This is a genomic window from Thioalkalivibrio sp. ALJ15 (assembly GCF_000383695.1).
Classification (GTDB): Bacteria; Pseudomonadota; Gammaproteobacteria; order Ectothiorhodospirales; family Ectothiorhodospiraceae; genus Thioalkalivibrio.
Map to the genome: position 1 here is coordinate 41,014 of NZ_KB912061.1, position 21,651 is coordinate 62,664.

Here is a 21,651-nt window from a genome sequence, read left to right on the forward strand (position 1 = left end):
TGCCCCGTGAGCGCGCCGCCCTGGGCGCGCTCACGGGCGAACGGGCAGGCCACCGCGGGGCGGCCAGTAAAATCCGATAGAATTCCCGAACACGCTAATAAGGTCAAGTAGGTGAACGCCTTAAGACCGGGCGGACGGCGTCGCCAGACGCGCCCAATCGATCATAAGTTATTCATGATAAAGGCGGGATTTCAGCGCCCCCGGCAAGAGCAGATTGCCCCGCGAATGTGCGCTCGCCGGGGCGCCGGTCAGGCAGGGTTGTCGATGTCGATGAACCGGTGCTCCAGACCGAAACGTTCGGCGCACCATTCCCCCAGGGCAGGCGCCCCGTAGCGCTCGGTCGCATGATGCCCCGCGGCGAAGTAGTGCACCCCGCTCTCGCGCGCCTCGTGAGTGGTCTGCTCGGAAATCTCGCCACTGATATAGGCATCCACACCCTGCGCCGCCGCCTCCATCAGTAATGACTGCGCCCCGCCAGTGCACCAGGCAACGCGCCGAATCGGCCGCTCGCCGCCCGGCACCCACAGACACTCGCGCCCCAGCACGGCGGAGATGTGGTCGCGCAGGTCCGCCCCCGACACCTCGGCGGCAGAACGACCGTACTGGCCCACGCCGTCCTCGCGCAGCACCCCCTCGATCGCGAATCCGAGGCGATTGGCCAGTTGGGTGTTGTTGCCCAGCTCCGGATGCGCATCCAGCGGCAGGTGGTAGGCCACCAGATTGATCTCGTGCTCCAGCAGCCGGCGCAGGCGTTCACGCTTCATGCCAGTGACCACCTCTGGCTCGCCCTTCCAGAAATAGCCGTGATGCACCAGGATCGTGTCGGCCCCGTCCTCGATCGCGGCCTCGACCAGCGCCAGCGATGCCGTCACCCCGCTGACGATGCGGCGCACCTCGGCCCGCCCCTCTACCTGCAACCCGTTCGGACAATAGTCGCGAAAGCGCTCCGGCTGAAGCTCCTCGTTCAGGGCCTGCATTAATACGTCACGTTCGATCACGATCGGTTCTCCGGCTGGACCGGGATCGGCGGCTGTGCAGCCCATCCCATTTCGGTATATTCACTATATGGTGAATTTCTCGCGTTTCCTGCTGCAAGCGGCCCTGACCGGCGTGGCGATCGCCGTGGTCGTCGCCGTGTTCTTTCCGCATGTGCTTGACCGCGACCGGGGCGAGCAGGCGGAGCTGCAAGTCGCCGCCCCGCTCTCCACGACCAGCAGTGCCGCGCTCAGCTACGCCGACGGGGTCGAGCGGGCCGCGCCGGCCGTGGTCAACATCATGACCTCGCGCGTGCTCGACACCCCCGGCATCCTCGACCTGCACGAGTTCTTTGGCCAGCCCGTGCCCCCGGGCGACACCGAGCAGGCCAGCCTGGGTTCCGGCGTAATCATGACCGATCGGGGCCATATCCTGACCAACCACCACGTGATCGAGGAGGCCGACGCGATCGCTGTGGTCCTGCCCAATGGCGACGCCCATCCGGCCGAGATTATCGGCATCGACCCCGATACCGACCTCGCCGTCCTGCGCATCCGCACCGACGACGTGGCCGTGGCCACGGTTGGCCACTCCCGCGAGCTGCGGGTCGGTGACGTCGTGCTCGCGATCGGCAACCCCTTCGGTGTCGGGCAGACCGTGACCCAGGGGATCGTCTCCGCCACCGGGCGCAACCAGCTCGGGATCAACACCTTCGAGGACTTCATTCAGACCGACGCGGCGATCAACCCCGGCAACTCCGGTGGCGCACTGATCAATGCCAAGGGCGAGGTAATCGGCATCAATACCGCGATCTTCTCGCGCTCCGGGGGGTCCCATGGCATTGGCTTCGCGATCCCGGTGGACCTCGCCCGCGACGTAATGACCGAGATCATCGAACAAGGCTATGTCTCCCGCGGCTGGCTGGGGATCGAAGTCCAGGCGATGAACCGCGAACTGGCCGACTCCTTCGGGCTGGATGCCCCACGCGGGGTCCTGGTCGCCGGCATCCTGCGTGACGGCCCCGCCCAGGAGGCCGGCATCGAGATCGGCGACGTAATCACCCACCTCAATGACGACGCGGTCAACAGCCCGCGCGAGGCCCTGAATGTCATTGCACGGACCGATCCAGGCGCCGAACTGACGATCAAACTCCTGCGCGACGGCGAGGAAGTCGAGCTCGAGGCCACTGTCGCCCAGCGCCCGATCTGATACCCAATGGCACCTCCCGGATGTCCGGGAGGTGCCCCTTTCTCTACCCGTTGGCCGGGGAACTGACCGTGGTCAGTATGGCCGTGACCAGCAACACCAGCCCCACCAGTCCGATCTCCATCGCGATACTGCGCCGGAGGCGCTGCGGGGCCCGGGGCTCGCCCCGCTCGAAGGCGGGCACCAGGCGCCACTTGTTGGACGCCGCCAGCAGCAGGAGCAGGGCCACAATCAGCACCTTGCCGATCAGGAACTGCCCGTAGCCGGTAGTGAGCAGTGGCGTGACCCCGCCGAGCAGAAGCGCAGCCAGAACAACGCCCGCGAGCACCAGCAGGCCAACCCCGAACGCCGCCACCCGACCGAAGCGATCCAGGATGCGTACGGCATCCGCTCCGCCAGGTGGGTGTCCCGCCAGGCGATACAGGGGCCATAACGAACCAATCCAGAATGCAGCCGCCAGCAGGTGAAGCACCAGCAGCCCGCCGAGCAACCAGCGGGGTTCGTCGACCGTGTGCCCGACCTGGACGAAGGCGAGCATGACCAGCAACACGCCTCCGAGACTCAAGCCATGCCCGAGCCCCGGCAGACGCCGGGCATCCAGCAAGATCGCCTGCACCAGTAGCAAGCCACTCACGGCGAGGATTAGCTGAGTCCCCTGCGCGCCCTCGAATACCATGCCGAGCAGCATCGGATCGACTGCGGCGGCACCATTGCCACCGCCGAGATACCCGGCCTGCAGCGGCCACTCGATCACGGCCAGCACGATCGCGGCCCAGGCCGCGATCGCCCCCGTGCGGCTGGCCGCCCGACGTTCCGGATCGGGCAGATCCGGAAACGCCAGGCGAAACAGCACCGCCCCGGCCGCCAGCAAGGCACCGGCATAGAAGCCGGCCGCCACCAGGATCATGGCGACCGTCCAGGCATCCACACCGGCAAGCGCAGACAGCCAGGCCACGGCTCAGTCCTCCACCGTAAAGCGGAAGGTCCCGGACATCATGTGGCCGTCACGAGCCAGGCCGCGCCAGCGCACCTCGTAACGACCCGGTTCCAGGTCGCCGGCCGGGCGCACATGGTATTCCTCGGTCGGGTCATTGCCGGGCTGGTCTTCCAGGGAGACCCGGCCACGCGGGCCGATCACGTCGAACTGGGTAACGCGCATCGCGCCATCGAAGTGAATCCCGATCTCCTCCGGGGTGCCCTGCACCGTAGAGCCGTCCTCCGGCACGTGTCCCATCTCGCCCTCGTGGGCCAGCAGGGGAGCGGCGACAGCCAGCAGCAGGGCCGCAAGGGCGGAACGCAGGGTATTACGGGTACGAATCGTCATCATGATTGAGTGTCCTCTTTGTTAAGTGCAGTCGTGTCGTCTTAGAGTCCGCCGGCCGCAGGCCACCGGGGCCCGCCTTGCGGCGGTCCCGGTGCCCGCACCGGTGGAAACTCAGTGGTTATGGCCTCCGTGGCCGTTGTGTCCTCCATGCCCGCCATGGGCATCGCGACTGGGGGTCGGGAGCCCGTCGGAATCCGCACCCGCGACCTTGCCGCGGCGCACCGGACTACCGAAGTCGGGGTCGCTGCTCACACGGCGGGCGACCTCCCCGTCCGGGTGCCAGTACCAGCCCGGATCACGGAAATCCCCGGGCTCCAGGTCGTCGCGCACCTTGATCAGGGTGAACATGCCGCCCATGCCGATGTTGCCGAACGGTCCCTGGCCCATGCCCATCGCCAGGGTGTTCTCCGGCCCGCGCATATGGCCGCCATCGGTGTGGTCCTGGTGATCCGCCATGCCGTGCTCGCCCATGGCCATGTAGCCCGGCAGCAACGTGCGGATCTCCTCCTCGAGACCGGACTGGTCCACGCCCAGGGTGTTGGCGATGCCATGCCCCATCGGATTCATGGTGTGATGCGTCATGTGGCAGTGGAAGGCCCAGTCCCCCGGCGGTGCCGTGAACTCGATATCGCGGGTCTGGCCGACCGCCACGATCTCGGTGGTCTCCTTGCGCCACTGCTCGCGCGGCCAGCGCCCGCCATCGGAGCCGGTCACCTCGAACGACACCCCGTGCACATGCATCGGGTGGTTCCACATCGACAGGTTGCCCATGCGGATGCGCACGCGCTCGCCGGTCTTCGCCACCAGCGAGTCGATAGCCGGGAAGACCTTGGAGTTCATCGACCACAGATCGAAGTCCACCATGATCGACGGATCGGGCGTGCGGGTACCGGGATGCAGGCCCCAGTTGTGCAGCAGGATCGCGTAGTCACGATCCACCGGTTCGATCTCGCCGTCCTTCGGGTGGATGATGAACATCCCCATCATCCCCATCGCCATCTGCACCATTTCGTCGGCATGCGGGTGGTACATGTGCGTGCCGTGCTGGTTCAGCTCGAACTCGTAGACGAAGGTCTCCCCCGGATGGATCGGCGGCTGGGTCACGCCCTTCACCCCGTCCATGCCCGAGGGCAGATGGATGCCGTGCCAGTGCACCGAGGTGTATTCCGGCAGGCGGTTGGTCACGTAGATGCGGACCTTGTCGCCCTCCACCGCCTCGATGGTCGGCCCCGGGGTGGTGCCGTTGTAGCCCCAGCACTTGGCCACCGAACCGGGTGCGAACTCGTGCTCGATCTCCTCGGCGACCAGATGGAACTCCTTCACGCCGTTGTTCATTTCGTACGGCAGGGTCCAGCCGTTCGGCGTATGCACCGGCATGTAGCCCTGTTCGGTGCGTTCGCCGGGCGTGGCATCGCCCTCGTTGTGGTGCTCGTGACCCGTTTCGGCCATCACCCGGGTCAGGGTGGTTGCCGGCAGCATTGCCGCGCCGGCGGCCAGCAGGAAGTTACGCCGTTTCATCAGTGATGCCCTCCGTGACCGTCGTCGCCGTGGTCACCGTGATCGCCATGGTCATGATCTCCGTGATCTCCGTGATCTCCGTGATCCCCGTGATCCCCGTGATCCCCGTGATCCCCGTGATCCCCGTGATCCCCGTGATCCCCGTGATCCCCGTGATCCCCGTGATCCCCGTGATCCCCGTGATCCCCGTGATCCCCGTGATCCCCGTGGTCACCGTGGTCACCGTGGTCACCGTGGTCACCGTGGTCACCGTGGTCACCGTGGTCATGATGGTCGTGATCCATCTCGGACGGGTCATGCTCGAGCGCGTCGGTTTCGAGATAGCCCTCGTCACCCGGCGCCCCGCCCGGCAGCTCGCCGGCCACCGTAAAGGCCAGATCCACCCGGGCCCGCCAGTAGTCACCCAGCGCGGCCACGGCCCGCTGCCAGTCGGCCAGCTCTTCCTGCTTGGTCACCAGCAGGTCGAACACATCGTCGAACATGAAGTTCACCCGTTCCTGCATACGCTCCAGCTCGATCTCGCGGGCCGGGAGCAGTTCGTAGCGCTTGGTGCTGAACTTGTCCCGGTTATGAGCCAGCCGCACGAAGTGCTGGTGGACGTCGGCGGTCACCGCCTGCTCCAGTTTGGCCTTCCGGGCCTCGCCGTCCTCCAACCGCGCCTCGGCCCGGGCGATGCCGGCCTGGTTCTGGTTGAAGATCGGCAGGGTGAAGGAGATGCCACCGCCCCACAGGCGGGTGCCGTCCGTCTCGCGCTCGAACTCGATACCGGGCTCGATGTCACCCAGCCAGCGATAGCGCCGCACCAGGGCCACCCCCTCGGTGAGCCCCTCCAGGGCATGGTCCAGGGCCCGCAGGTCCAGACGCTGCTCCAGCGCCTGCTCGACCAGGGCATCGCGATCCTCCACACCGGCCAGCGGCAGTGGCAGCTTGCCGGGCACCTCCCAGCCATCCACCTGGCCGGGCAGCCCCATCAGGTGGGCCAGGCGCAGACGGGTCTCGCGCTCGCGCTGCCGCGCATCCTCGAGCTTCAGCCGGGCCTCGGCCGCACGGATGCGCAGCTGTGCCCGCTTCAGGTCGGGGATATTGCCGGCGTCATAGAAGCGCTCGCCCAGCAGCGAGCCGAGATCCGCGGCACGGGTCTCCAGCGCCTGTACCTGAGCCCGCTGGCGCGCGGCCACCGCGTCATACCAGGCACGCTCGGTGTCCGAGGCCAGGGCCACCATGCCTTCGGCCAGCTGCAGACGGGTGGACTCCCAGTGGGATTCGGCAATGTCCTGACGGGCACTGCGCATCAGCAGGCCGGAAATACCCCAGGCCAGGCCAACCCCCGTCTCGTTGCCGCCACCGCCCTCGGGGCGCATCACCGACAGCGACAGGGTGGGATTGGAAAACTGGGCGGCCTCGACCACGTCGGCGGCCGTCAGATCCAGCTTGGCGTAGGCCTGCTGCATGCGCGGGTTGCGCCACAGGGCCTGATGAATGGCCTCCTCGAGCGTCAGCTCGCCGGAGGGGCGGGGCATCTCCGACTCGGGCAGGTCGATCCCCTGCACCGAGATGTCCTCCTCCAGCTCGGAGCGGTCCAGCTCGGGCGCGGTGACCGCGCAACCGGCGAGGAACAGCACCGAAACGACGGGGAGCAGCAATCGGGTTGCTCGCATCGTGAAAATCTCCTTGATCGGACTTCGACTCCGCATCCCGCGCGAACGCGCGACACGGCCTTGCCGTCCGCCAGTGCCGAGTGGAACCCGGACGTGCGGACAGCCCCGGCGCTCGGGCCGGAAGTCAGATCAGGAGAGGATGGGGGGTCGGTACAACGCGGCCGCAGGCGGACCGCTCTGGAAGGAATACAGGCTCATGGCCTGCGTGACCGGGGTCAGCAGGTGCATCCCGGTGATGGACGGCATGCCCTGGCAGTGGCTGCAGGCCGAGCAACTCGCCAGACAGGCCGCGTCCACGCAATCCGCGTGCACGTTCACCCCGCTGGCGTCAGAGGAATCGGATGCTTCATGGGCGTGGTCACCGCCATGCCGGGTATCGGCATGACCGTCCTGCGCATGGTGATCATGGTCGTCGCCGTGCGAGTGATCATGTGAGTGCTCATGGGCCGCGTGATCCGCAGGCTGGTCACCCTTCGACTGGGCCCCGTGCATCGCATGCCCGGCGTGACCGGCGCCCTCGCTCGCGACGGCCGCAAGCGCCGGCAGGCCGGCGATCGCCAGCACCAGCATCCAGCACAGCAGTCGGTAGAAGACCCGTTTCACGTCGGCCAAACCCTCATCTCAAGGGGCATCACCCCGATAACCCGCCGTTACGCTACCACAGCCCGCACACATCAGCGCACCCGTGTGGGAGCGTGCCTGCACGCGAATGCCCCTGCCCGCATCCGCGCTTTGGCAGGGGCTTCGCGGGCAAGCCCGCTCCCACACACATTCCCGTCGCCCCATCGGCCAGGGGGCTGGCCTCCTACGCGAGCGCGCGTTCGATCACGTCACGCAGGTCGCGCGACAGTTCGAGCGCGGCGAGGCGCTCGAGTTCCGCGCGCATCTGTTCGCCGCGGGCGCTGTCCACCTTCTGCCAGCGGGTCAGCGGCTGGGCCAGGCGCGCGGCGGTCTGCGGGTTCATCGCATCCAGCTTCTCGACGAAGCCGCCCATGCGGCGGTAGCCCGCGCCGTCCTCCTGGTGGAAGTGGCGTTCGTTGCGCGCCATGAAAGGCCCCAATACCGCGCGCACCCGGTTCGGGTTGGTCCAGCGGAACCCCGGGTGCTCCAGCAGCGCGTCCAGGCGCTCGAAGCCGCCCGGGACCTGACTGCCGGCCTGCAGCCCGAAGTACTTGTCCAGCACCAGCGGGTCGTCGCGGTAGCGCTGTTCGAAGTCCGTCAGCAGCACCTGGCGGGCCTCGTGATCGAGCTCGTTCACCGCATTCAGCGCGCCCATGCGCATGGTCATGCTGCGCGCCTTCTGGTACTGCGCCAGGGCCTCGGGCACCGCAGCCTGGTCGCCGGCCGCCACGCGCAGCGCCAGCAGGCGGTTGCGCAGCTGGCGCCGGCCCATCGCCTCGGCGGTGAAGGCGCCGTTGTCCACATCGTCCAGCTTCGGCTGGATCTGCTGCATCGCACCCGCCAGCGGGGCATAGAGGCGCTTCTCCAGGTCGTCGCGCTCCATGCGCAGGCGCACCGGGTCGACGCGCTCGAACAGCTCGGCCAGCTCGCGCGTGGGCGGCAGCTGCAGGATGGTCGCCAGCAGCACCGGCTCGATCGCCGGGGCCTCGATCAGGGCATGCAGGGCGTGCTCGATGGCGGCCTCCAGCGCGGAGTCGGCGGCGTCATCCTCGATGCGCGCACGGATTGCGCGGCGGAACAGGGTCTGCGCCGCCTCCCAGCGGGCGAAGGCGTCGTCGTCGTGCGCCAGCAGGTGAGCCAGTTCGTCCACGCCCTGATTGGCGTTCAGGATCACCGGGGCGGAAAAGCCGCGCAGCCAGGAGATCGCGACCGGCTCGGCAGACAGATTCTCGAAGCAGAAGGTGTGCTCGGCGGCATCCAGCTCCAGAACCCATTCGTCGCACTCGGCGGCGTCGCCCTCGCGGAGGGCCTGGATCCGCCGCCCCTGGGCATCGAGAAAGGCCATGCGCACCGGGATCACGAGCGGATCCTTGTGGTCCTGCCCGGGCGTTGGCGGGGTCTCCTGCGCGAGCGTGATGCGGGCGGGACCACCGGGGCCGTCAAAGGCGGTACTCGCGGTCACATGCGGCGTGCCGGCCTGGGTGTACCAGCGCTTGAAGCGGGAGAGATCGCGACCGCTGGCCTCGGCCATCACCGCCACAAAGTCGTCCGTCGTCACGGCCTGGCCGTCGAAGCGCTCGAAGTAGAGGTCCAGCCCGCGGCGGAAGGTCTCGCGCCCGATCAGGGTGCGCAGCATGCGGATCAGCTCCGCGCCCTTCTCGTAAACGGTCAGGGTGTAGAAGTTGTTGATCTCGGCGTAGTGGTCCGGGCGCACCGGGTGTGCCAGCGGTCCGGCGTCCTCCGGGAACTGGAAGGCGCGCAGCATGGCGACATCGTCGATGCGCTTGACGCCAAACAGAGTGCAGTCGGTGGTGAACTCCTGGTCGCGGAAGACCGTAAGCCCCTCCTTCAGCGACAGCTGGAACCAGTCGCGGCAGGTCACGCGGTTGCCGGACCAGTTGTGGAAATACTCGTGGGCGATCACCGACTCGATGGCGACAAAGTCGCTGTCGGTGGCGGTGTCGGGGCTGGCCAGCACGTACTTGGCGTTGAACAGGTTCAGCCCCTTGTTCTCCATCGCCCCCATGTTGAAGTCGTCCACCGCGACGATCATGTACACGTCCAGATCGTATTCGCGGCCGAAGGCCTCCTCGTCATAGCGCATCGCCCGCTTCAGCGAGGCCAGCGCGTGATCGCAGCGATCGGCGTTGTGCTCCTCCACATAAAGCTCCAGCGCCACCTCGCGCCCGGACATGGTGGTGAAGGTGTCGCGCTGGCAGGCCAGATCCCCGGCGACCAGTGCGAACAGGTACGACGGCTTGGGGAACGGATCCTCCCACACCGCGTAGTGGCGCCCGCCGTCCAGCTCGCCGGCCTCCACGCGGTTGCCGTTGGCCAGCAGCACCGGGTACTGCGCCCGGTCCGCCTCCAGGCGCACGCGGTAGGTGGTCAGCACATCCGGGCGGTCGGGGAAGAAGGTGATGCGGCGAAAACCCTCCGGCTCGCACTGGGTGCATAGATTGCCGCTGGAGGCGTACAGGCCTTCCAGCGCGGTGTTCTGCTCCGGGTGACAGCGGCTGACGATCTCCAGCCGTGCCGCCTCCGGCAGGCCGTGCAGCAGCAGGCCATCGCCATCCTTCTCGAGCATGCCCTCGCCTGGCTCCGCACCATCCACGGTCAACGACGCCAGCTCCACGCCATCGCCGTACAGCCGCAGCGCTCCGTTCGGCTCCGCCGCCTGCGGATTGCGCCGCACCGCCATGCGCGTGGTCACCTCGGTGGTCGCCGCCGCCAGGTCGAAGTCCAGCTCCAGGCTCTCCACCACAAACGCCGGCGGCTGGTAATCGCTCAGATAAACCGCCTGGGGACTCGCATCACGCATTCCAAACTCCAGTCATCACTCGCTTTCCACACGTATCACGCCCGGCAAGCACGAACGCTAAACCCCGACAAAGGCAACGTCATTGCGAGGCGCCGCAGGCGCCGCGGCAACCTCCATCCATCACCCCCCACGTTTCTCGGCCCAACCACCGGGGTTCCTCACAGAGATCGCCACGTCGCTGCGCTCCTCGCGATGACACCGTCTCTTCCCGTCATTGCGAGGAGCCGAAGGCGACGCGGCAATCTCTCGACCGAACCCCGACTTGTACCCCGACCAGCGCCGGAAACTGGCACCACAACAACAATCCGTTAGCATACCGCGCATGGAATGGATCGATATCTGCTTCAACCTCACCCACGAATCCTTCAACAAGGAACGCGACGAGGTCCTCGAACGCGCCCGAGAGGCCGGCGTGTCCTGGATGCTGATCACCGGCGCCGACGCCCACCAGAGCGAAAAGTGCCTGGAGATCGCCGACCAGTACCCGGACTGCTGCCGCGCCACGCTGGGCGTGCATCCGCACCTGGCAAAGCAGTGGACCGACGCGATCGCCGCGCGGTTCAGTGACCTCGCACGCGCGGACGCCAACGTCGTCGCCATGGGCGAGATGGGGCTGGACTACAACCGCGACCACTCGCCGCGCCCGCAGCAGCGCATCGCCTTCGAGGCCCAGCTGGAGCTGGCCGCCGACCTCGGCCTGCCGGTATTCCTGCACGAGCGCGACGCCCACCACGACTTCGCCCAGACCCTGCGGCGCTGGCGCGACAAGCTGCCGGCCGCTGTGGTGCACTGCTTTACCGGCGAGGCCGATGCCCTGGCGGAATACCTCGACCTCGACTGCCACATCGGCATCACCGGCTGGGTCTGCGACGAACGCCGCGGCACCCACCTGCACCCGCTGGTGCCGCGCATCCCGCGCGGCCGCCTGATGATCGAGACCGACGCGCCCTACCTCCTGCCACGCACCCTGCCGAAGGGCAGCGGCAAGAAGATCGGCAACGGCCGGCGCAACGAACCCGCCTTCCTCCCCCACATCGGCGAATACGTGGCCCACCTGCGCGACGAGACCCCGGAAGACCTCGCCGCCCACACGACCGCCACCGCCACCGCCTTCTACAACCTGCCCGAAACCGCCGGTGCCTGAACCCCCGGACAGCGGGTCGCAACGCGTCGCGCTGGTCACCGGCGCGGCGCTCGGGATCGGCCTCGGCATTACCAAGCGCCTGGTGCGGGATGGCTGGCAGGTCGTGCTGGCCGATATCGACGGCCCCGAATGCGAACGGGCCGCCACGCGGCTGGGCCCCACCGCCCGGGCCATCACGCTGGATGTCCGCGACGAGGAACAGGTCCGCGAGGCGGTGCGACGCACGGAAGAATGGCACGGCGGCCTGGATGCCCTGGTGAACAACGCCGGCATCAGCGACCCGCACTCCGGACCACTGGAAGAGCTGGAACTCGCCGACTGGAAGCGCTGGCTGGACACCAACCTCACCGGCGCCTTCCTGCTCGCCAAGCATGCTCTGCCGCTGCTGCACCGCCGCCGGGGCGCCATCGTCAACATCAGCTCCACCCGCGCCCTGCAGTCAGAACCGGACACCGAGGCCTACGCCGCGAGCAAGGGCGGACTGGACGCCTTCACCCACGCCCTGGCGATCAGCGCCGGCCCGGGGGTCCGCGTCAACGCCATCCGCCCCGGCTGGATCGACACCCGCAGTCCCGAGCAGCAACAGGCCGAGCCGCTGTCCGCACAGGACCACACCCAGCATCCGGCCGGGCGCGTCGGCCAGCCCGGCGACATCGCCGCCCTCACCGCCTTTCTGCTCGGCCCCGACGCCGGCTTCGTCACCGGCCAGATCTGGACCGCCGACGGCGGCATGACCCGCCGCATGATCTACGCCGACTGACTCGTTCCGGCGACGGAACAGATCCGTCACCCCGTACCCGTCAAAGTCGAGCCGGCCCGGAAGCAGACGAGGCGCTGCTGCACCACGTCGGCGACCACCCGCAGGGCGGCGTCGCGGGTGTCATGGACCTGCACGGTTGCGAGTACCGCGGGGTCCACAGGGTCCCCGATGTCGACCTCGGGCGTGTGCGCGGGGTGCCGGTCGAGCCAGGCGGGGTGGTACTCGCAGTCCGCCTCGGCGGGGAACAGCGCGGCGTAGGCGATCCGCGCCTCCACCAGGTCCTGGAAGAAGTGGCTGCCGAACGAGAGGTCGGGGACGATGCCGGCATCGGGGTCGGCCACCTCCACCAGTATGCGCACGCGGTCAATATCGGCGAAGCGCACGGGCACGCCCAGTTCGGGGGTGCTGGTGCCCCAGCGGCCGGGGCCGATCAGGAGCGTGGTGCAGTCACCAGGGGTGGCATACTGGCGGTTGAGGGCGCCCACCAGGCGGGCGACGGCGTATTTCTGCGGGCGGGGCAGCTCGGCGTAGCGTGCGCCGTCCACGCGGATGACGCGGTCGATGGCAAGGTCCAGATTGCCGCCCATAAAGCGGCCCTGGCTGGAGAACAGCAGCCGCTGCGGGTCGACCTTCCCGGGCAGTTCCACCGGCCGGTCGCTGCCCAGGGTGGCGAGCGGCCGGCACTGCACCAGGTTCACGCCGGCGTTGCCTTCGGCGTCGAGGTGCACAGTGAACTCGACGTCCACCGGGTGGGCGTAGGCGGCCTCCAGGGTCTTGAGCAGGTCGCGCATCAGCGGGGCGAAGCCGGTGCGCTGCAGCAGCGGGGTGAAGGTCACCCGCCACAAGCGCTCCTCGCGCCCCTGTTCGCGGGCGCGGCGGCGGGCCTCACGGTCGACCTCGCCGAGCAGGTTCAGGGGCAGGTCCGGCGCGGCCTCGGCCAGTTCCTGGATGGGGACGACGGCCTCGCGGTTGGCCTGGATGTCGAGGACGTCGGCGGCGTGCTGCGAATAGCGGTACGCCTCCTCCGGGCTGCGAAACGGCCGCCGTTCGGGCTGGTCCAGTGCCACCACGCAGGCATGGTCGCGCGCGACCCGGTCCACCGCGCGGGTGCCCAGACCCAGCACCAGGCGCAGCATCCCGGCGGACGGATCCAGCGCGCCGTCCCAGACGAAGGTATTCCACGAGACCCCGACCCCGGCGGCGTCCGGAAGGTAGTAGTGCCCGTGGTAGCGACCGTTGACCCGCTGCAGCAGCAGCGCCATGGGTTCTTCCTGATCCATCAGGCCACGCTGCTGGCGGTAGCTCAACGCGTCGTCGCTCATGGTCGAGGCATAGACCCGGCGGATGGCGTCCTCCAGCTGCGCCAGACGCTCGCCGGGACTGCCCTGGTTTACGCAGAACACGCTCTCGTACTTGCCGGCAAAGGCGTTGCCGAAGCCGTCTTCCAGGAGGCTGCTGGAACGCACCAGGATCGGGTACTGCCCGTAGTGGTCGAGCACCCGCTCCAGCTCGCGGCGCACCTCCGGCGGGATCTCGCCGTGCAGCATGTCCCGGCGCAGGCTGCGCGCCTCGTCGAAGTAACCCTCCGCGGTGCGCTGGCGCATCAGCCGCGGCCACCAGCCGTTGTGCACCAGATAGGCGTAGTACACGTCCGCCCCGATGAAGTGCGAGTCGTGGGGCTCCAGCGCCCGCCTCCAGCGCTGCGGGTCCTGCGCGAGCAGCATGCGCCGCGCCAGCAGCATGCCCGCAGCCTTGCCGCCGATGTAGCCGCTGCCGACCATGTGGCTGCGGACCACCAGCAGTTCCTCCAGCCCGAGGTGACGCCGCGCCAGTTCCAGCAGGCGCTCGTCGCGGCCGATCAGCACCCGCAGGATCTCGTCCTGCACCCGGGCACGGTCGGCCGCCGGCGCCCCCTCCGCCAGCGCATCGGAGGCGGCGAGGAACAGGCGGTCCCAGTAGTCCAGTAGCTGCCGGCCGTGCGGCTGCCCGGGGCGCTGCTCCTCCAGCAACGCCTGCAGCCGCGTGGCCTCGCTGCTGTCCACCACCGGCACGAACTGCGTACCGTGCTGACAGTGCGGCAGGAACATCGTCGGCGAGCTGCGCTGCCACACCTTCACCGGCTGCACATGCACCGCCTCGCCGGCGCGGCGCACGTCGATCAGCACCTGCGTGGTCTCGCGGATGCGCGACAGCGTGGTGTGCGAATGGCTGTGCGGATGCAGCGCGAACCAGGCCACCGTATCCATCTCGTACAGATAGGGGCAGATGGCGCGGAAGAAGTTGCCCACCATGTGGTCGGTGGCCCAGGCCTCCAGCAGGTCGGAGAGGCAGTCGCACAGATAAAAGGCGCCGCGACCATGCTCGGTGATCAGGCGGAACACATGGCGGGTAAACGGCTCGAAGCCGCGTAACGCGTCGATGGCGACCACTTCGATGCCCGGGCCCGGCTCCACCAGCGGCGCATGCGCGCCAAAGCGCAGATAGATGATGGAACGGTCCTGGGCGCGGGCGGCGGCCACGAACGGCCGGACAAAGCGGCGGTAGTCCGCGATGTCATCGACCCGCCAGACCACGTTGTCGCCGATCCGCAGTCCGTCGAGCACCCGATCCAGGCCGTCCAGCCCGGTAGAGACTGCCTCGTGCTGAGGTTGCCGATCGGTGGCCATCAAGCGCCCGTGCGGTCTGGGCGCCCCACAGTACCCCCTGCCCCGCAGGTGCTCAACGCTCGGCACACCCACCCGGCACCGCGAGTACACCCAACAGGCGTCACTTGGCTTACCATGGACTGTCCTGCCCCAGCGGCAACAGGAGATCGACCATGAAGACATCTTTGATTCTTACGCTCATCGGACCGGACCACCCGGGACTGGTCAGCGCGGTAGCGGCCCGGGCACGTGCGGCGGGCGGCAACTGGCTGGAGAGTCGGATGGCACATCTGGCCGGGCAGTTTGCCGGGGTGGTACTGCTGGAGGTGGATACCGAGAACGCCGACGCGCTGGAGGCCGCGCTGCGCGGGCTCGAAGGCGACGGGCTGCAGGTGCATATCCAGCGGGGCAGCGAACTGCCGCCGGCGGCGCGGCATCCGGTGGTGCTGGACCTGATCGGGCACGACCGACCGGGAATCGTGCAGGACATTACCGCCGTGCTCTCGCACCACGGCGTGAGTGTCGAGACGCTGGAGACCGCCTGCGAGCCGGGCTCGATGACCGGCGAGCCGATGTTCCGCGCGATGGCCCGCCTGGGCGTTCCCGAGGACCTGGACCTGCACACCCTGCAGGATGACCTGGAGGCCCTGGCCAACGAGCTGATGGTCGACCTCGAACTCCACGACCCGCTGCAGGAACCGCCCGAGGCCGTAGCCTGACCGCCTCCCGACGCGGGTAGGCAACATCCTGCACCCACAGGCTGCCGTTGAGCGCAGCGAAACGCACCACTTCCCCGCTCGGTGCATCCCCCGATGCGATTCGCTTCGCTCATCACATCCTACGACGCTTCTTCATCCGGTCTGTACGCCAATGGCGTAAAGCGTAACGCCGTTCAACGCGCCACGTCAGGGCGCGGCGCGGTGGCGGCGGGCGGCGTCGAGGCGGCGGACAAAGTCCTGCATCAGGGTGGTGTAGAGCGTTTCGCCGAGGACCTTGTCCTCGATGCCGGCGTCGAGGTTGGGGTTGTCGTTGACCTCGATGACCATCACGCCGCGCGGGGTCTGCTTGAGATCGACGCCGTAGAGGCCATTGCCGATCAGGTTGGCGGCCTTGACGGCCGTCTTGACCACGGCGGCGGGAACGTCCGCCAGTGCCAGCGTGCGAAAGCCGCCCTCGCGCGGGCCGCCCTTGGCGTCGTGATTGACGATCTGCCAGTGCTTGCGCGACATCAGGTACTGTGAGGCGTACAGCGGCTGCCGATTGAGCACCCCGATGCGCCAGTCGAACTCGGTGTAGACGAATTCCTGGGCGAGGATCAGATCGCTCTCCTTCAGCAGGCGCCGGGCAATGGATTCCAGCTCGGCGCGGTCGTTCGCCTTGAATACCCCGCGCGAGAAGCTGCCGTCCGGGATCTTGAGCACCACGGGATAACCGATCTGTTCCTCCGCGCGCAGGATGGTCTCGCGGTTGAGGATCACGGTCTTTGGCGTCGGCACGCGATGGGCGGCCAGGCGCTCGGCCAGATAGACCTTGTTGGTGCAGCGCAGGATGGAGTCGGCGTCGTCGATCACCACCATGCCCTCGGCCTCGGCCTTGCGCGCGAAGCGATAGGTGTAGTGGTCGATGGCCGTGGTCTCGCGGATAAACAGGGCGTCGAACTCCGCCAGCCGTGGCAGATCGCGTGCCTGGATCAGCTCGACATCCATCCCCTGCTCCTGCCCGGCGCGGGCGAAGCGCTTGAGCGTGGCCGGCGTGGACGGGGCCATGGCCTCGTCCGGGTTGTGCAGGATGGCCAGCTCGTAGCGCGCGCTGCGTGCCCCGCGGCGGCGGCGCCAGGGTTTGGAGAGGTAGCGCTCCAGCGCGGCGAAGAAGGCTGGCTCCTGCTCGGGTTCCAGCGCGTTCAGCGCGAACGGGCGAAGGGCGTGGATCTGCCAGCGTCCCTGCAGCCGGAACTCCACCCGGAACATCGGCGCGGGGAACAGGGCGAACAGCTGCGCGGCGATCTCCTGCAGTGCCGGCTCGTCGCACTGGCCGAACAGCACGGTCAGCTCCAGGCGCTCGGGCTGCGCGCCCTGGCGGCTGCGGCCCAGAACGCGCGCCACGCGCTCGTCCAGCTCCTCGGTATCCAGGCTGTAGATCGACTTGCGCGACAGGTCCTGCAGGGTGCGCACGCTGGGGATCACCCGGTGCCCGCGCGCCTCCGCCAGCAGCGAGCCGTAGTACCCGGCGGACAGGTAACGCTGGCTGCGGCACAGGTTGATCACACGCAGGGTGGCCGGGTCGTCGGCGGCCGGGCCGCGCAGGTAGTCGTCGATGGCCATGACCGGAAGGTCGGGGAAGTGCGGCTTCCAGTCCGCCCGGCGCTCGACCAGGATGCGGTGCTCAGGCATGCGCGCCCTCCGCCGCCCGGCGCGGGCCGACGATCACCGCTGCCTGCAGGCCCGCGCGGCCGTAGCGCGCCATGCGCTCGAAGTCCGCACGCGCGATCGGCATGTTCACCGAGTCCACCGCGCGCTCCCCTTGCTCCACGTCCACGAACGGGTCATGCACGTAGACAAAGCGCTCGTCGAAACCCGTCACCGTGACCCAGTGCGGGAAGCGCTCGGCATACAGCCGCACGCTGCTGATCAGAACCACTGGCACCCCGCCTTCGCCAAAGCGCGCCTCCAGCTGGGACACGTTCACCGGGCCGTGCACCACCGGCACCCCGAGCTGTTCCAGCTCCTCGACCATGTCCTCCTGCACCAGCTGCATCACCTCCTTCTTCTCCGCGCTGCGCACGGAATCCCCGAACGCCACCCCGCGATCGCGCACCAGCAGTTCCACCTCGAACCCGCGATGGGCGGCCGCCAGCGCGAGCCCGTACGGCCCGCAGCCGCCGTGGCCCGAGGTCATAAAAATCGTGGTGGCGTCGCGCCACAGGCGCAGCTCCAGGCGCCGGTCCAGCTTCAGCGCCGGGTCCACCGCGCGCATCGCCATCATCAGCGCAGCCGGGCCACAGGTGAACTCCAGCGTCTGCGCGTAGTACGGGGCGCGTACCAGCGCCGGATCGGGGCCGGTCGCCAGCGACTTCTGCAGCCGCAGCGCATCCATGTGGTCCTCGTAGTAGTCGTCGATGGTGCCGAAGTCGCGATACCCGAGCCCGCGGAACAGGGCCAGGCTGGCCGCATTGTCGCGCCGCACCTCCAGACGCAGATCGGTCCGCCCGTGCTGGCGCGCCGCGTCTTCCGCCGCTTCCACCAGGCGCCGGCCCAGCCCCTGGCCGCGCGCCCGCGCGCTGACCGCAATCGAGTACAGCCGCGCCAGCGACGTCCCGCGGCTGAACAGCAGCATAACGTAGCCGAGCAGGCCCTCCCCGCCGGGTCCCTCCGCCACCAGCGTGGCCGCATGCCCGCGCGTCAACAGGTAGCGAAATTGCCGCCGCGAGATGCGATCGATCTCGAACGCCGCATCTTCCAGCGCGACTAGCGCCTCCAGATCCTCCAGCGTGGCCGGACGGATCAAGGGCGATTCCACTGTGGGCGCAACCCGTTGCTTGACCTGCTGGCTCACGCTCCTCTCCCGGCGGCGGCCCGATCTCCATCGTAGCGCAACCACCGGGCGCCAATAGCCCGCTCCAGCAGGAATATTTGCCGACGGCAAGACCCCGGCTAACGCAGTACCCCGGACAGTTCGTCCAGGCCGCCGATGGTGGCCGTGGGCTCCCCGCCCCAGGGGTCGAAAAGACCCTGCCGCGCACGGTCGAGCCAGACCGTGCGTATGCTCGCAGCCTGCGCGCCGATCACGTCAAAGGGGTTGCCCGAGATCAACCACGCATCCGTGGGCGAGGCATTGGCCCGCTGCAGGAAATGCCTGTACACGCGCGGGTCCGGCTTGAAGCAACCGATCTCGTCCACGCTGACGAGATCCTCGAAGCGATCCCCCAGCCCGGCGTTCCGCAGCAGCCCGCTGACCGTCTCAGTGGTCCCGTTGGAGAACGCGAACAGACGGTGTCCCTCCGCCCGCAACTCGTCCAGGGCCGACCCCGCATCGGCGAAGGCCGGGAGCTCTCGATAGCACCGCAACAGCTCCGCCTCCTGCTCCGCTTCGAGCGCGATACCCAGTGCCTCGCAGCAGTACCGCAGCGCCTGCTCGGTGCAGGTATCGAAATCCGCGTACGCCCCCATCAGCCCGCGCCGGAAGGTGTACTCCAGCTGCTTCTCGCGCCAGGCCCGCGCCAGCACCGGCGCCCGCTCGCCCATCCACCCTTCGAGCGTCGCCGTAACCCCCTGGGTATCGATCAGCGTCCCGTACACATCAAACGCCAGCGTCTGCCGCATAGCCCCTCCCGGATGTAACCACCAAACCGCCATCTCGCACTACCGGCCGCAAGATGCCAGTATGAGAATTCCGCTTGCGCCGGTCATCGCCCCCAGCGATACCAGGAAGATGGTGACATGAAGATCAAAGACCTCATTGACGAAGCCGAGTCCCTGCCCGTGGAAGAGCGCGCTCTGGTGGTCGATTCCCTCCTGCGCAGCCTGAACCCGCCCGATGCGGGCGTGGACCGCAAATGGGCGGAGGTCTCGCGAAAGCGCCTGAAAGAGATCCGCTCGGGCACAGTCGAAGCGATTCCGGGCGAACAGGTCTTCGAGAGGATATGGAGCCGGTTTGAACGATGAGTTTTCGCTTTCACCCGGAAGCGGAGCAAGAACTCACCGAGGCCGTTCAGTACTACGAAGAAATCGAGCCCCGCCTCGGGAACGATTTTGCAGTTGAAGTGTTTGCAGCGGTGCAACGCGCCATCGCCTACCCGCGTGCCTGGACCGTTCTGGAGGGCGAAGTGCGGCGCTCATTCGTGAAGCGGTTTCCGTATGGGGTTCTCTACGCAGAAGAGGACGGGGGCATCCTGATTCTCGCGGTCATGCACCTGCACCGCCACCCGGATTACTGGAAGGAACGCACACGGGAAGGCTGATGACTGCCCCCCAGACAGCGGCAGCCATGCGGCTGGCCAAGGATCTGGACATGCGGGTACGACACGGCACACTGAGTGCGATGTCCCGTCAATCGAAGCACTGGAGTCGTCGATGAGCATGCAGGAGACCATTACCCGGAAGCTGGAGGAGCGCTTTGCGCCCGAGCATCTGGAGGTGGTGAACGAGAGCCACATGCACAACGTGCCGCCGGGTTCGGAGTCGCATTTCAAGGTAACGGTGGTATCCGAGGCCTTTCGCGACCAGAAGCTGATCGCGCGGCACCGGCTGGTGAACCAGGCCCTGGCCGACGAGCTGGCCGGGGGCATCCACGCCCTGGCGCTGCACACGCTGGACCCGGACCAGTGGTTCGAGCGTGCCGGCAAGGTCGCCGACTCCCCGCCCTGCATGGGTGGCGACGGCGGCAAGGCCTGATCGCTTGTCGATAACGGCTAACGCCGCGGCCGACTCGGTCGTGGATGACATCCTGCGCGCCCGGCTGGAAGCGCCGGGGCTGATGGACCTGCTCGGCCAGATCGAGGCCAGCCTGAACCCGGTGGCCAGCCACCCGCCGCTGGCGGGTGTATCCGAACACCTGGGGCCGGACCGCCATATCGTGCTGTGGCTGATCGACGGTTTTGCCACCCGCTATCGCCGCCACACGCCGCTGCTGGGCGCGGACTACGTAACCGACCTCGAGACCGTGTTCCCCAGCACCACGGCGACCGCGATCACCAGCATCCTGACCGGGCGCACGCCCGCGCAGCACGGCCTGCTCGGCTGGCACACCCGCCTGCCGTCCGCCGAACGCACGCTGACGGTACTGATGGGCCAGGAGCGCGACGCCGAGGACCGCCCGGCCACGCTCGGCTACCGCGAGCTGACCGGCCGCGTACAGCCAGACCGCCTGGTCGACCGGCTCGGCTGCCACACCACCATGATCGGCCCGGACTGGATCGGCGGCACCCCGTACAACCGCATGATGAACAGCTCCGCCGCGTTCATCGGCTTCGAGGACCTGTCCGAACTGCCGGCGCGGGTGGCCGCGCACGTGAACGCGACCCCGGGGCCGCATTTCACCTACGTCTATTGGTCGGAGCTCGACCACCTGGGCCACCAATACGGCCCGGAGAGCCCGGAGGTGGAGCGCCACCTGAAGCAGCTGGACCTGGCCTACACCGCGACCTGCGCGCAGATCCAGCGCCCGGAAAGCGTGTTCCTGACCACCGCCGACCACGGCATGCGTACCATGGAACGCCGCCTGGACCTGCGCGAGCACCCGGCGGTGCAGGCCTGCCTGCGCCACCGCCTGACCGGCGAGCCACGCGCGGCCATCGCCCATGTGCGCGAAGGACGCGACACGGACTTCCTGACGGCCCTGGACGCCGCCTTCGGCGCGGACGTAGCCGCAGTCCCCGCCGCGGACTGGCTGGGGCCCGGCACGCTGGGCCTGCCGCCGGGGCATGACCGTGAGCACCCCGAGCTGCGGGCACGCGCCGGCGACTACCTGCTGCTGCCCGCGGAGGACGCCTACCTGGTGGACCCACCGGACGACGACGAGGGGCCGTTCTTCGTCGGCGCCCACGGCGGCCTGTCGCCGGAAGAGCGGCATATTCCCCTGTTTCTTCGGAATATCGGCCAGTCGCGGTAAACTATCGGGTTCTGTGCCGGCCAAACGGGCTGGCGCTGGCTGAAACAAGACTGTCCCGAGATCCCATGAACGACACCGCCGACCAGACCTACAACAACGCCGCCCAGCACCTGATCGAGCTGGCGAACCGGCTCGCCGATGACGGCCAGGCCACCGAGACCGGCGACGTCGCCGACGGCCTGCTGGCCGGTGCCGTGCACTTCTGGCTGTACAGCCGCCAGCCCTGCGGCGATCCGTTGTGCGAGGACTGCGCCCCGTTCGCGGACGCCGAGAGCCGTCTGGCCATGCTGCACGAGCTGATTGACGAGCTGGCGCGCGACAGCGACTACTTCCACGCCACCACCGACACCACCGTCGGCCACGCCTGACCCGC

The 21,651-nt window shown here is 68.3% G+C and carries 20 protein-coding genes; 9 read left to right on the forward strand and 11 right to left on the reverse strand.

The genetic code is table 11. The features are described from left to right. Positions 1–248: 248 nt before the first annotated feature. The gene (locus G015_RS0112395) at positions 249–998 is read right to left on the reverse strand and encodes a Nif3-like dinuclear metal center hexameric protein (RefSeq protein ID WP_026278797.1); all 750 of its coding nucleotides are present in this window, start codon (positions 996–998) and stop codon (positions 249–251) included. A 67-nt stretch (positions 999–1,065) separates the two neighbouring features. Here G015_RS0112395 and G015_RS0112400 point away from each other — a divergent pair, with 67 nt between their 5' ends. Then, entirely contained in the window at positions 1,066–2,184 is a 1,119-nt protein-coding gene (locus tag G015_RS0112400; protein ID WP_018993133.1) for a S1C family serine protease, read from the forward strand. 43 nt (positions 2,185–2,227) lie between these two features. Here G015_RS0112400 and G015_RS0112405 read toward each other — a convergent pair whose 3' ends face one another. From G015_RS0112405 to pepN, 6 genes are all read right to left on the reverse strand, one after another. Next, complete coding sequence (locus tag G015_RS0112405; RefSeq protein WP_020146834.1) at positions 2,228–3,136, reverse strand: copper resistance D family protein; 909 nt, start codon at positions 3,134–3,136, stop codon at positions 2,228–2,230. 3 nt (positions 3,137–3,139) lie between these two features. Further along, positions 3,140–3,508 carry a copper resistance CopC family protein gene (locus tag G015_RS0112410; RefSeq protein ID WP_020146835.1) on the reverse strand — a complete coding sequence of 123 codons (369 nt, stop codon included), beginning with the start codon at positions 3,506–3,508 and terminating at the stop codon, positions 3,140–3,142. A gap of 108 nt (positions 3,509–3,616) precedes the next feature. Continuing rightward, positions 3,617–5,023 (reverse strand): multicopper oxidase family protein, encoded by a 1,407-nt coding sequence (locus tag G015_RS0112415; protein WP_018137984.1) that lies wholly within the window; start codon positions 5,021–5,023, stop codon positions 3,617–3,619. Continuing rightward, positions 5,023–6,666, reverse strand: coding sequence for a TolC family protein (locus G015_RS0112420; RefSeq protein WP_028490928.1), 1,644 nt, complete (start codon positions 6,664–6,666; stop codon positions 5,023–5,025). The genes G015_RS0112415 and G015_RS0112420 overlap by 1 nt, the downstream gene beginning before the upstream one ends. 144 nt (positions 6,667–6,810) lie before the next feature. Further along, positions 6,811–7,251: a hypothetical protein gene (locus G015_RS0112425; RefSeq protein WP_051089003.1), complete on the reverse strand. Its 441-nt coding sequence runs from the start codon at positions 7,249–7,251 to the stop codon at positions 6,811–6,813. Between the two features lie 235 nt (positions 7,252–7,486). Then, entirely contained in the window at positions 7,487–10,123 is a 2,637-nt protein-coding gene (pepN, locus tag G015_RS0112430; protein ID WP_020146837.1) for an aminopeptidase N, read from the reverse strand. Positions 10,124–10,445: 322 nt separating this feature from the next. Between pepN and G015_RS0112435 the strand changes: the two genes are divergently transcribed. Further along, on the forward strand, positions 10,446–11,267 hold the full coding sequence (locus G015_RS0112435) for a TatD family hydrolase (protein WP_020146838.1): 822 nt from the start codon (positions 10,446–10,448) through the stop codon (positions 11,265–11,267). Continuing rightward, positions 11,260–12,027: an SDR family oxidoreductase gene (locus tag G015_RS0112440; protein WP_018993177.1), complete on the forward strand. Its 768-nt coding sequence runs from the start codon at positions 11,260–11,262 to the stop codon at positions 12,025–12,027. Before G015_RS0112435 ends, G015_RS0112440 begins: the two co-directional genes overlap by 8 nt. A 26-nt stretch (positions 12,028–12,053) precedes the next feature. Here G015_RS0112440 and G015_RS0112445 read toward each other — a convergent pair whose 3' ends face one another. Beyond that, positions 12,054–14,693, reverse strand: coding sequence for a PEP/pyruvate-binding domain-containing protein (locus G015_RS0112445; protein WP_020146839.1), 2,640 nt, complete (start codon positions 14,691–14,693; stop codon positions 12,054–12,056). Positions 14,694–14,845: 152 nt separating this feature from the next. Here G015_RS0112445 and G015_RS0112450 point away from each other — a divergent pair, with 152 nt between their 5' ends. After that, positions 14,846–15,391, forward strand: a complete 546-nt coding sequence (locus G015_RS0112450) for a glycine cleavage system protein R (protein ID WP_018138970.1) — start codon at positions 14,846–14,848, stop codon at positions 15,389–15,391. A gap of 186 nt (positions 15,392–15,577) precedes the next feature. On the opposite strand, the gene G015_RS0112455 is transcribed toward G015_RS0112450, so the two are convergent. The 3 genes from G015_RS0112455 to G015_RS0112465 all read right to left on the reverse strand — a co-directional run bounded on the left by G015_RS0112455 (position 15,578) and on the right by G015_RS0112465 (position 18,991). Beyond that, a complete protein-coding gene (locus tag G015_RS0112455; RefSeq protein WP_018138969.1) occupies positions 15,578–17,062 on the reverse strand; it encodes a RimK family protein in 1,485 nt (494 codons plus the stop codon). Continuing rightward, positions 17,055–18,224: a GNAT family N-acetyltransferase/peptidase C39 family protein gene (locus tag G015_RS0112460; protein WP_028490930.1), complete on the reverse strand. Its 1,170-nt coding sequence runs from the start codon at positions 18,222–18,224 to the stop codon at positions 17,055–17,057. Before G015_RS0112460 ends, G015_RS0112455 begins: the two co-directional genes overlap by 8 nt. A 98-nt stretch (positions 18,225–18,322) precedes the next feature. Then, the gene (locus G015_RS0112465) at positions 18,323–18,991 is read right to left on the reverse strand and encodes a haloacid dehalogenase type II (RefSeq protein ID WP_020146841.1); all 669 of its coding nucleotides are present in this window, start codon (positions 18,989–18,991) and stop codon (positions 18,323–18,325) included. A 117-nt stretch (positions 18,992–19,108) separates the two neighbouring features. Between G015_RS0112465 and G015_RS0112470 the strand changes: the two genes are divergently transcribed. The 5 genes from G015_RS0112470 to G015_RS0112490 all read left to right on the forward strand — a co-directional run bounded on the left by G015_RS0112470 (position 19,109) and on the right by G015_RS0112490 (position 21,646). Continuing rightward, positions 19,109–19,333 carry an addiction module protein gene (locus tag G015_RS0112470; RefSeq protein ID WP_018876504.1) on the forward strand — a complete coding sequence of 75 codons (225 nt, stop codon included), beginning with the start codon at positions 19,109–19,111 and terminating at the stop codon, positions 19,331–19,333. Beyond that, positions 19,330–19,629 (forward strand): type II toxin-antitoxin system RelE/ParE family toxin, encoded by a 300-nt coding sequence (locus tag G015_RS0112475; protein ID WP_018995083.1) that lies wholly within the window; start codon positions 19,330–19,332, stop codon positions 19,627–19,629. Before G015_RS0112470 ends, G015_RS0112475 begins: the two co-directional genes overlap by 4 nt. Before the next feature lie 112 nt (positions 19,630–19,741). Next, positions 19,742–20,062, forward strand: coding sequence for a BolA family transcriptional regulator (locus tag G015_RS0112480; protein ID WP_017925236.1), 321 nt, complete (start codon positions 19,742–19,744; stop codon positions 20,060–20,062). Positions 20,063–20,072: 10 nt separating this feature from the next. Continuing rightward, the gene (locus tag G015_RS0112485; protein WP_083925141.1) at positions 20,073–21,278 is read left to right on the forward strand and encodes an alkaline phosphatase family protein; all 1,206 of its coding nucleotides are present in this window, start codon (positions 20,073–20,075) and stop codon (positions 21,276–21,278) included. Positions 21,279–21,343: 65 nt separating this feature from the next. Beyond that, a complete protein-coding gene (locus G015_RS0112490) occupies positions 21,344–21,646 on the forward strand; it encodes a hypothetical protein (protein WP_018138962.1) in 303 nt (100 codons plus the stop codon). Positions 21,647–21,651: the final 5 nt, after the last annotated feature.

Coding starts and splice junctions, on each gene's coding strand:
- G015_RS0112455 (WP_018138969.1), bottom strand. CDS start 17,062: ATGCCTGAGCACCGCATCCTGGTCGAGCGCCGGGCGGACTGGAAGCCG.
- G015_RS0112410 (WP_020146835.1), bottom strand. CDS start 3,508: ATGATGACGATTCGTACCCGTAATACCCTGCGTTCCGCCCTTGCGGCC.
- G015_RS0112475 (WP_018995083.1), top strand. CDS start 19,330: ATGAGTTTTCGCTTTCACCCGGAAGCGGAGCAAGAACTCACCGAGGCC.
- G015_RS0112450 (WP_018138970.1), top strand. CDS start 14,846: ATGAAGACATCTTTGATTCTTACGCTCATCGGACCGGACCACCCGGGA.
- G015_RS0112400 (WP_018993133.1), top strand. CDS start 1,066: ATGGTGAATTTCTCGCGTTTCCTGCTGCAAGCGGCCCTGACCGGCGTG.
- G015_RS0112415 (WP_018137984.1), bottom strand. CDS start 5,023: ATGAAACGGCGTAACTTCCTGCTGGCCGCCGGCGCGGCAATGCTGCCG.
- G015_RS0112470 (WP_018876504.1), top strand. CDS start 19,109: ATGAAGATCAAAGACCTCATTGACGAAGCCGAGTCCCTGCCCGTGGAA.
- G015_RS0112490 (WP_018138962.1), top strand. CDS start 21,344: ATGAACGACACCGCCGACCAGACCTACAACAACGCCGCCCAGCACCTG.
- G015_RS0112480 (WP_017925236.1), top strand. CDS start 19,742: ATGAGCATGCAGGAGACCATTACCCGGAAGCTGGAGGAGCGCTTTGCG.
- G015_RS0112465 (WP_020146841.1), bottom strand. CDS start 18,991: ATGCGGCAGACGCTGGCGTTTGATGTGTACGGGACGCTGATCGATACC.
- pepN (WP_020146837.1), bottom strand. CDS start 10,123: ATGCGTGATGCGAGTCCCCAGGCGGTTTATCTGAGCGATTACCAGCCG.
- G015_RS0112445 (WP_020146839.1), bottom strand. CDS start 14,693: ATGGCCACCGATCGGCAACCTCAGCACGAGGCAGTCTCTACCGGGCTG.
- G015_RS0112435 (WP_020146838.1), top strand. CDS start 10,446: ATGGAATGGATCGATATCTGCTTCAACCTCACCCACGAATCCTTCAAC.
- G015_RS0112425 (WP_051089003.1), bottom strand. CDS start 7,251: ATGCTGGTGCTGGCGATCGCCGGCCTGCCGGCGCTTGCGGCCGTCGCG.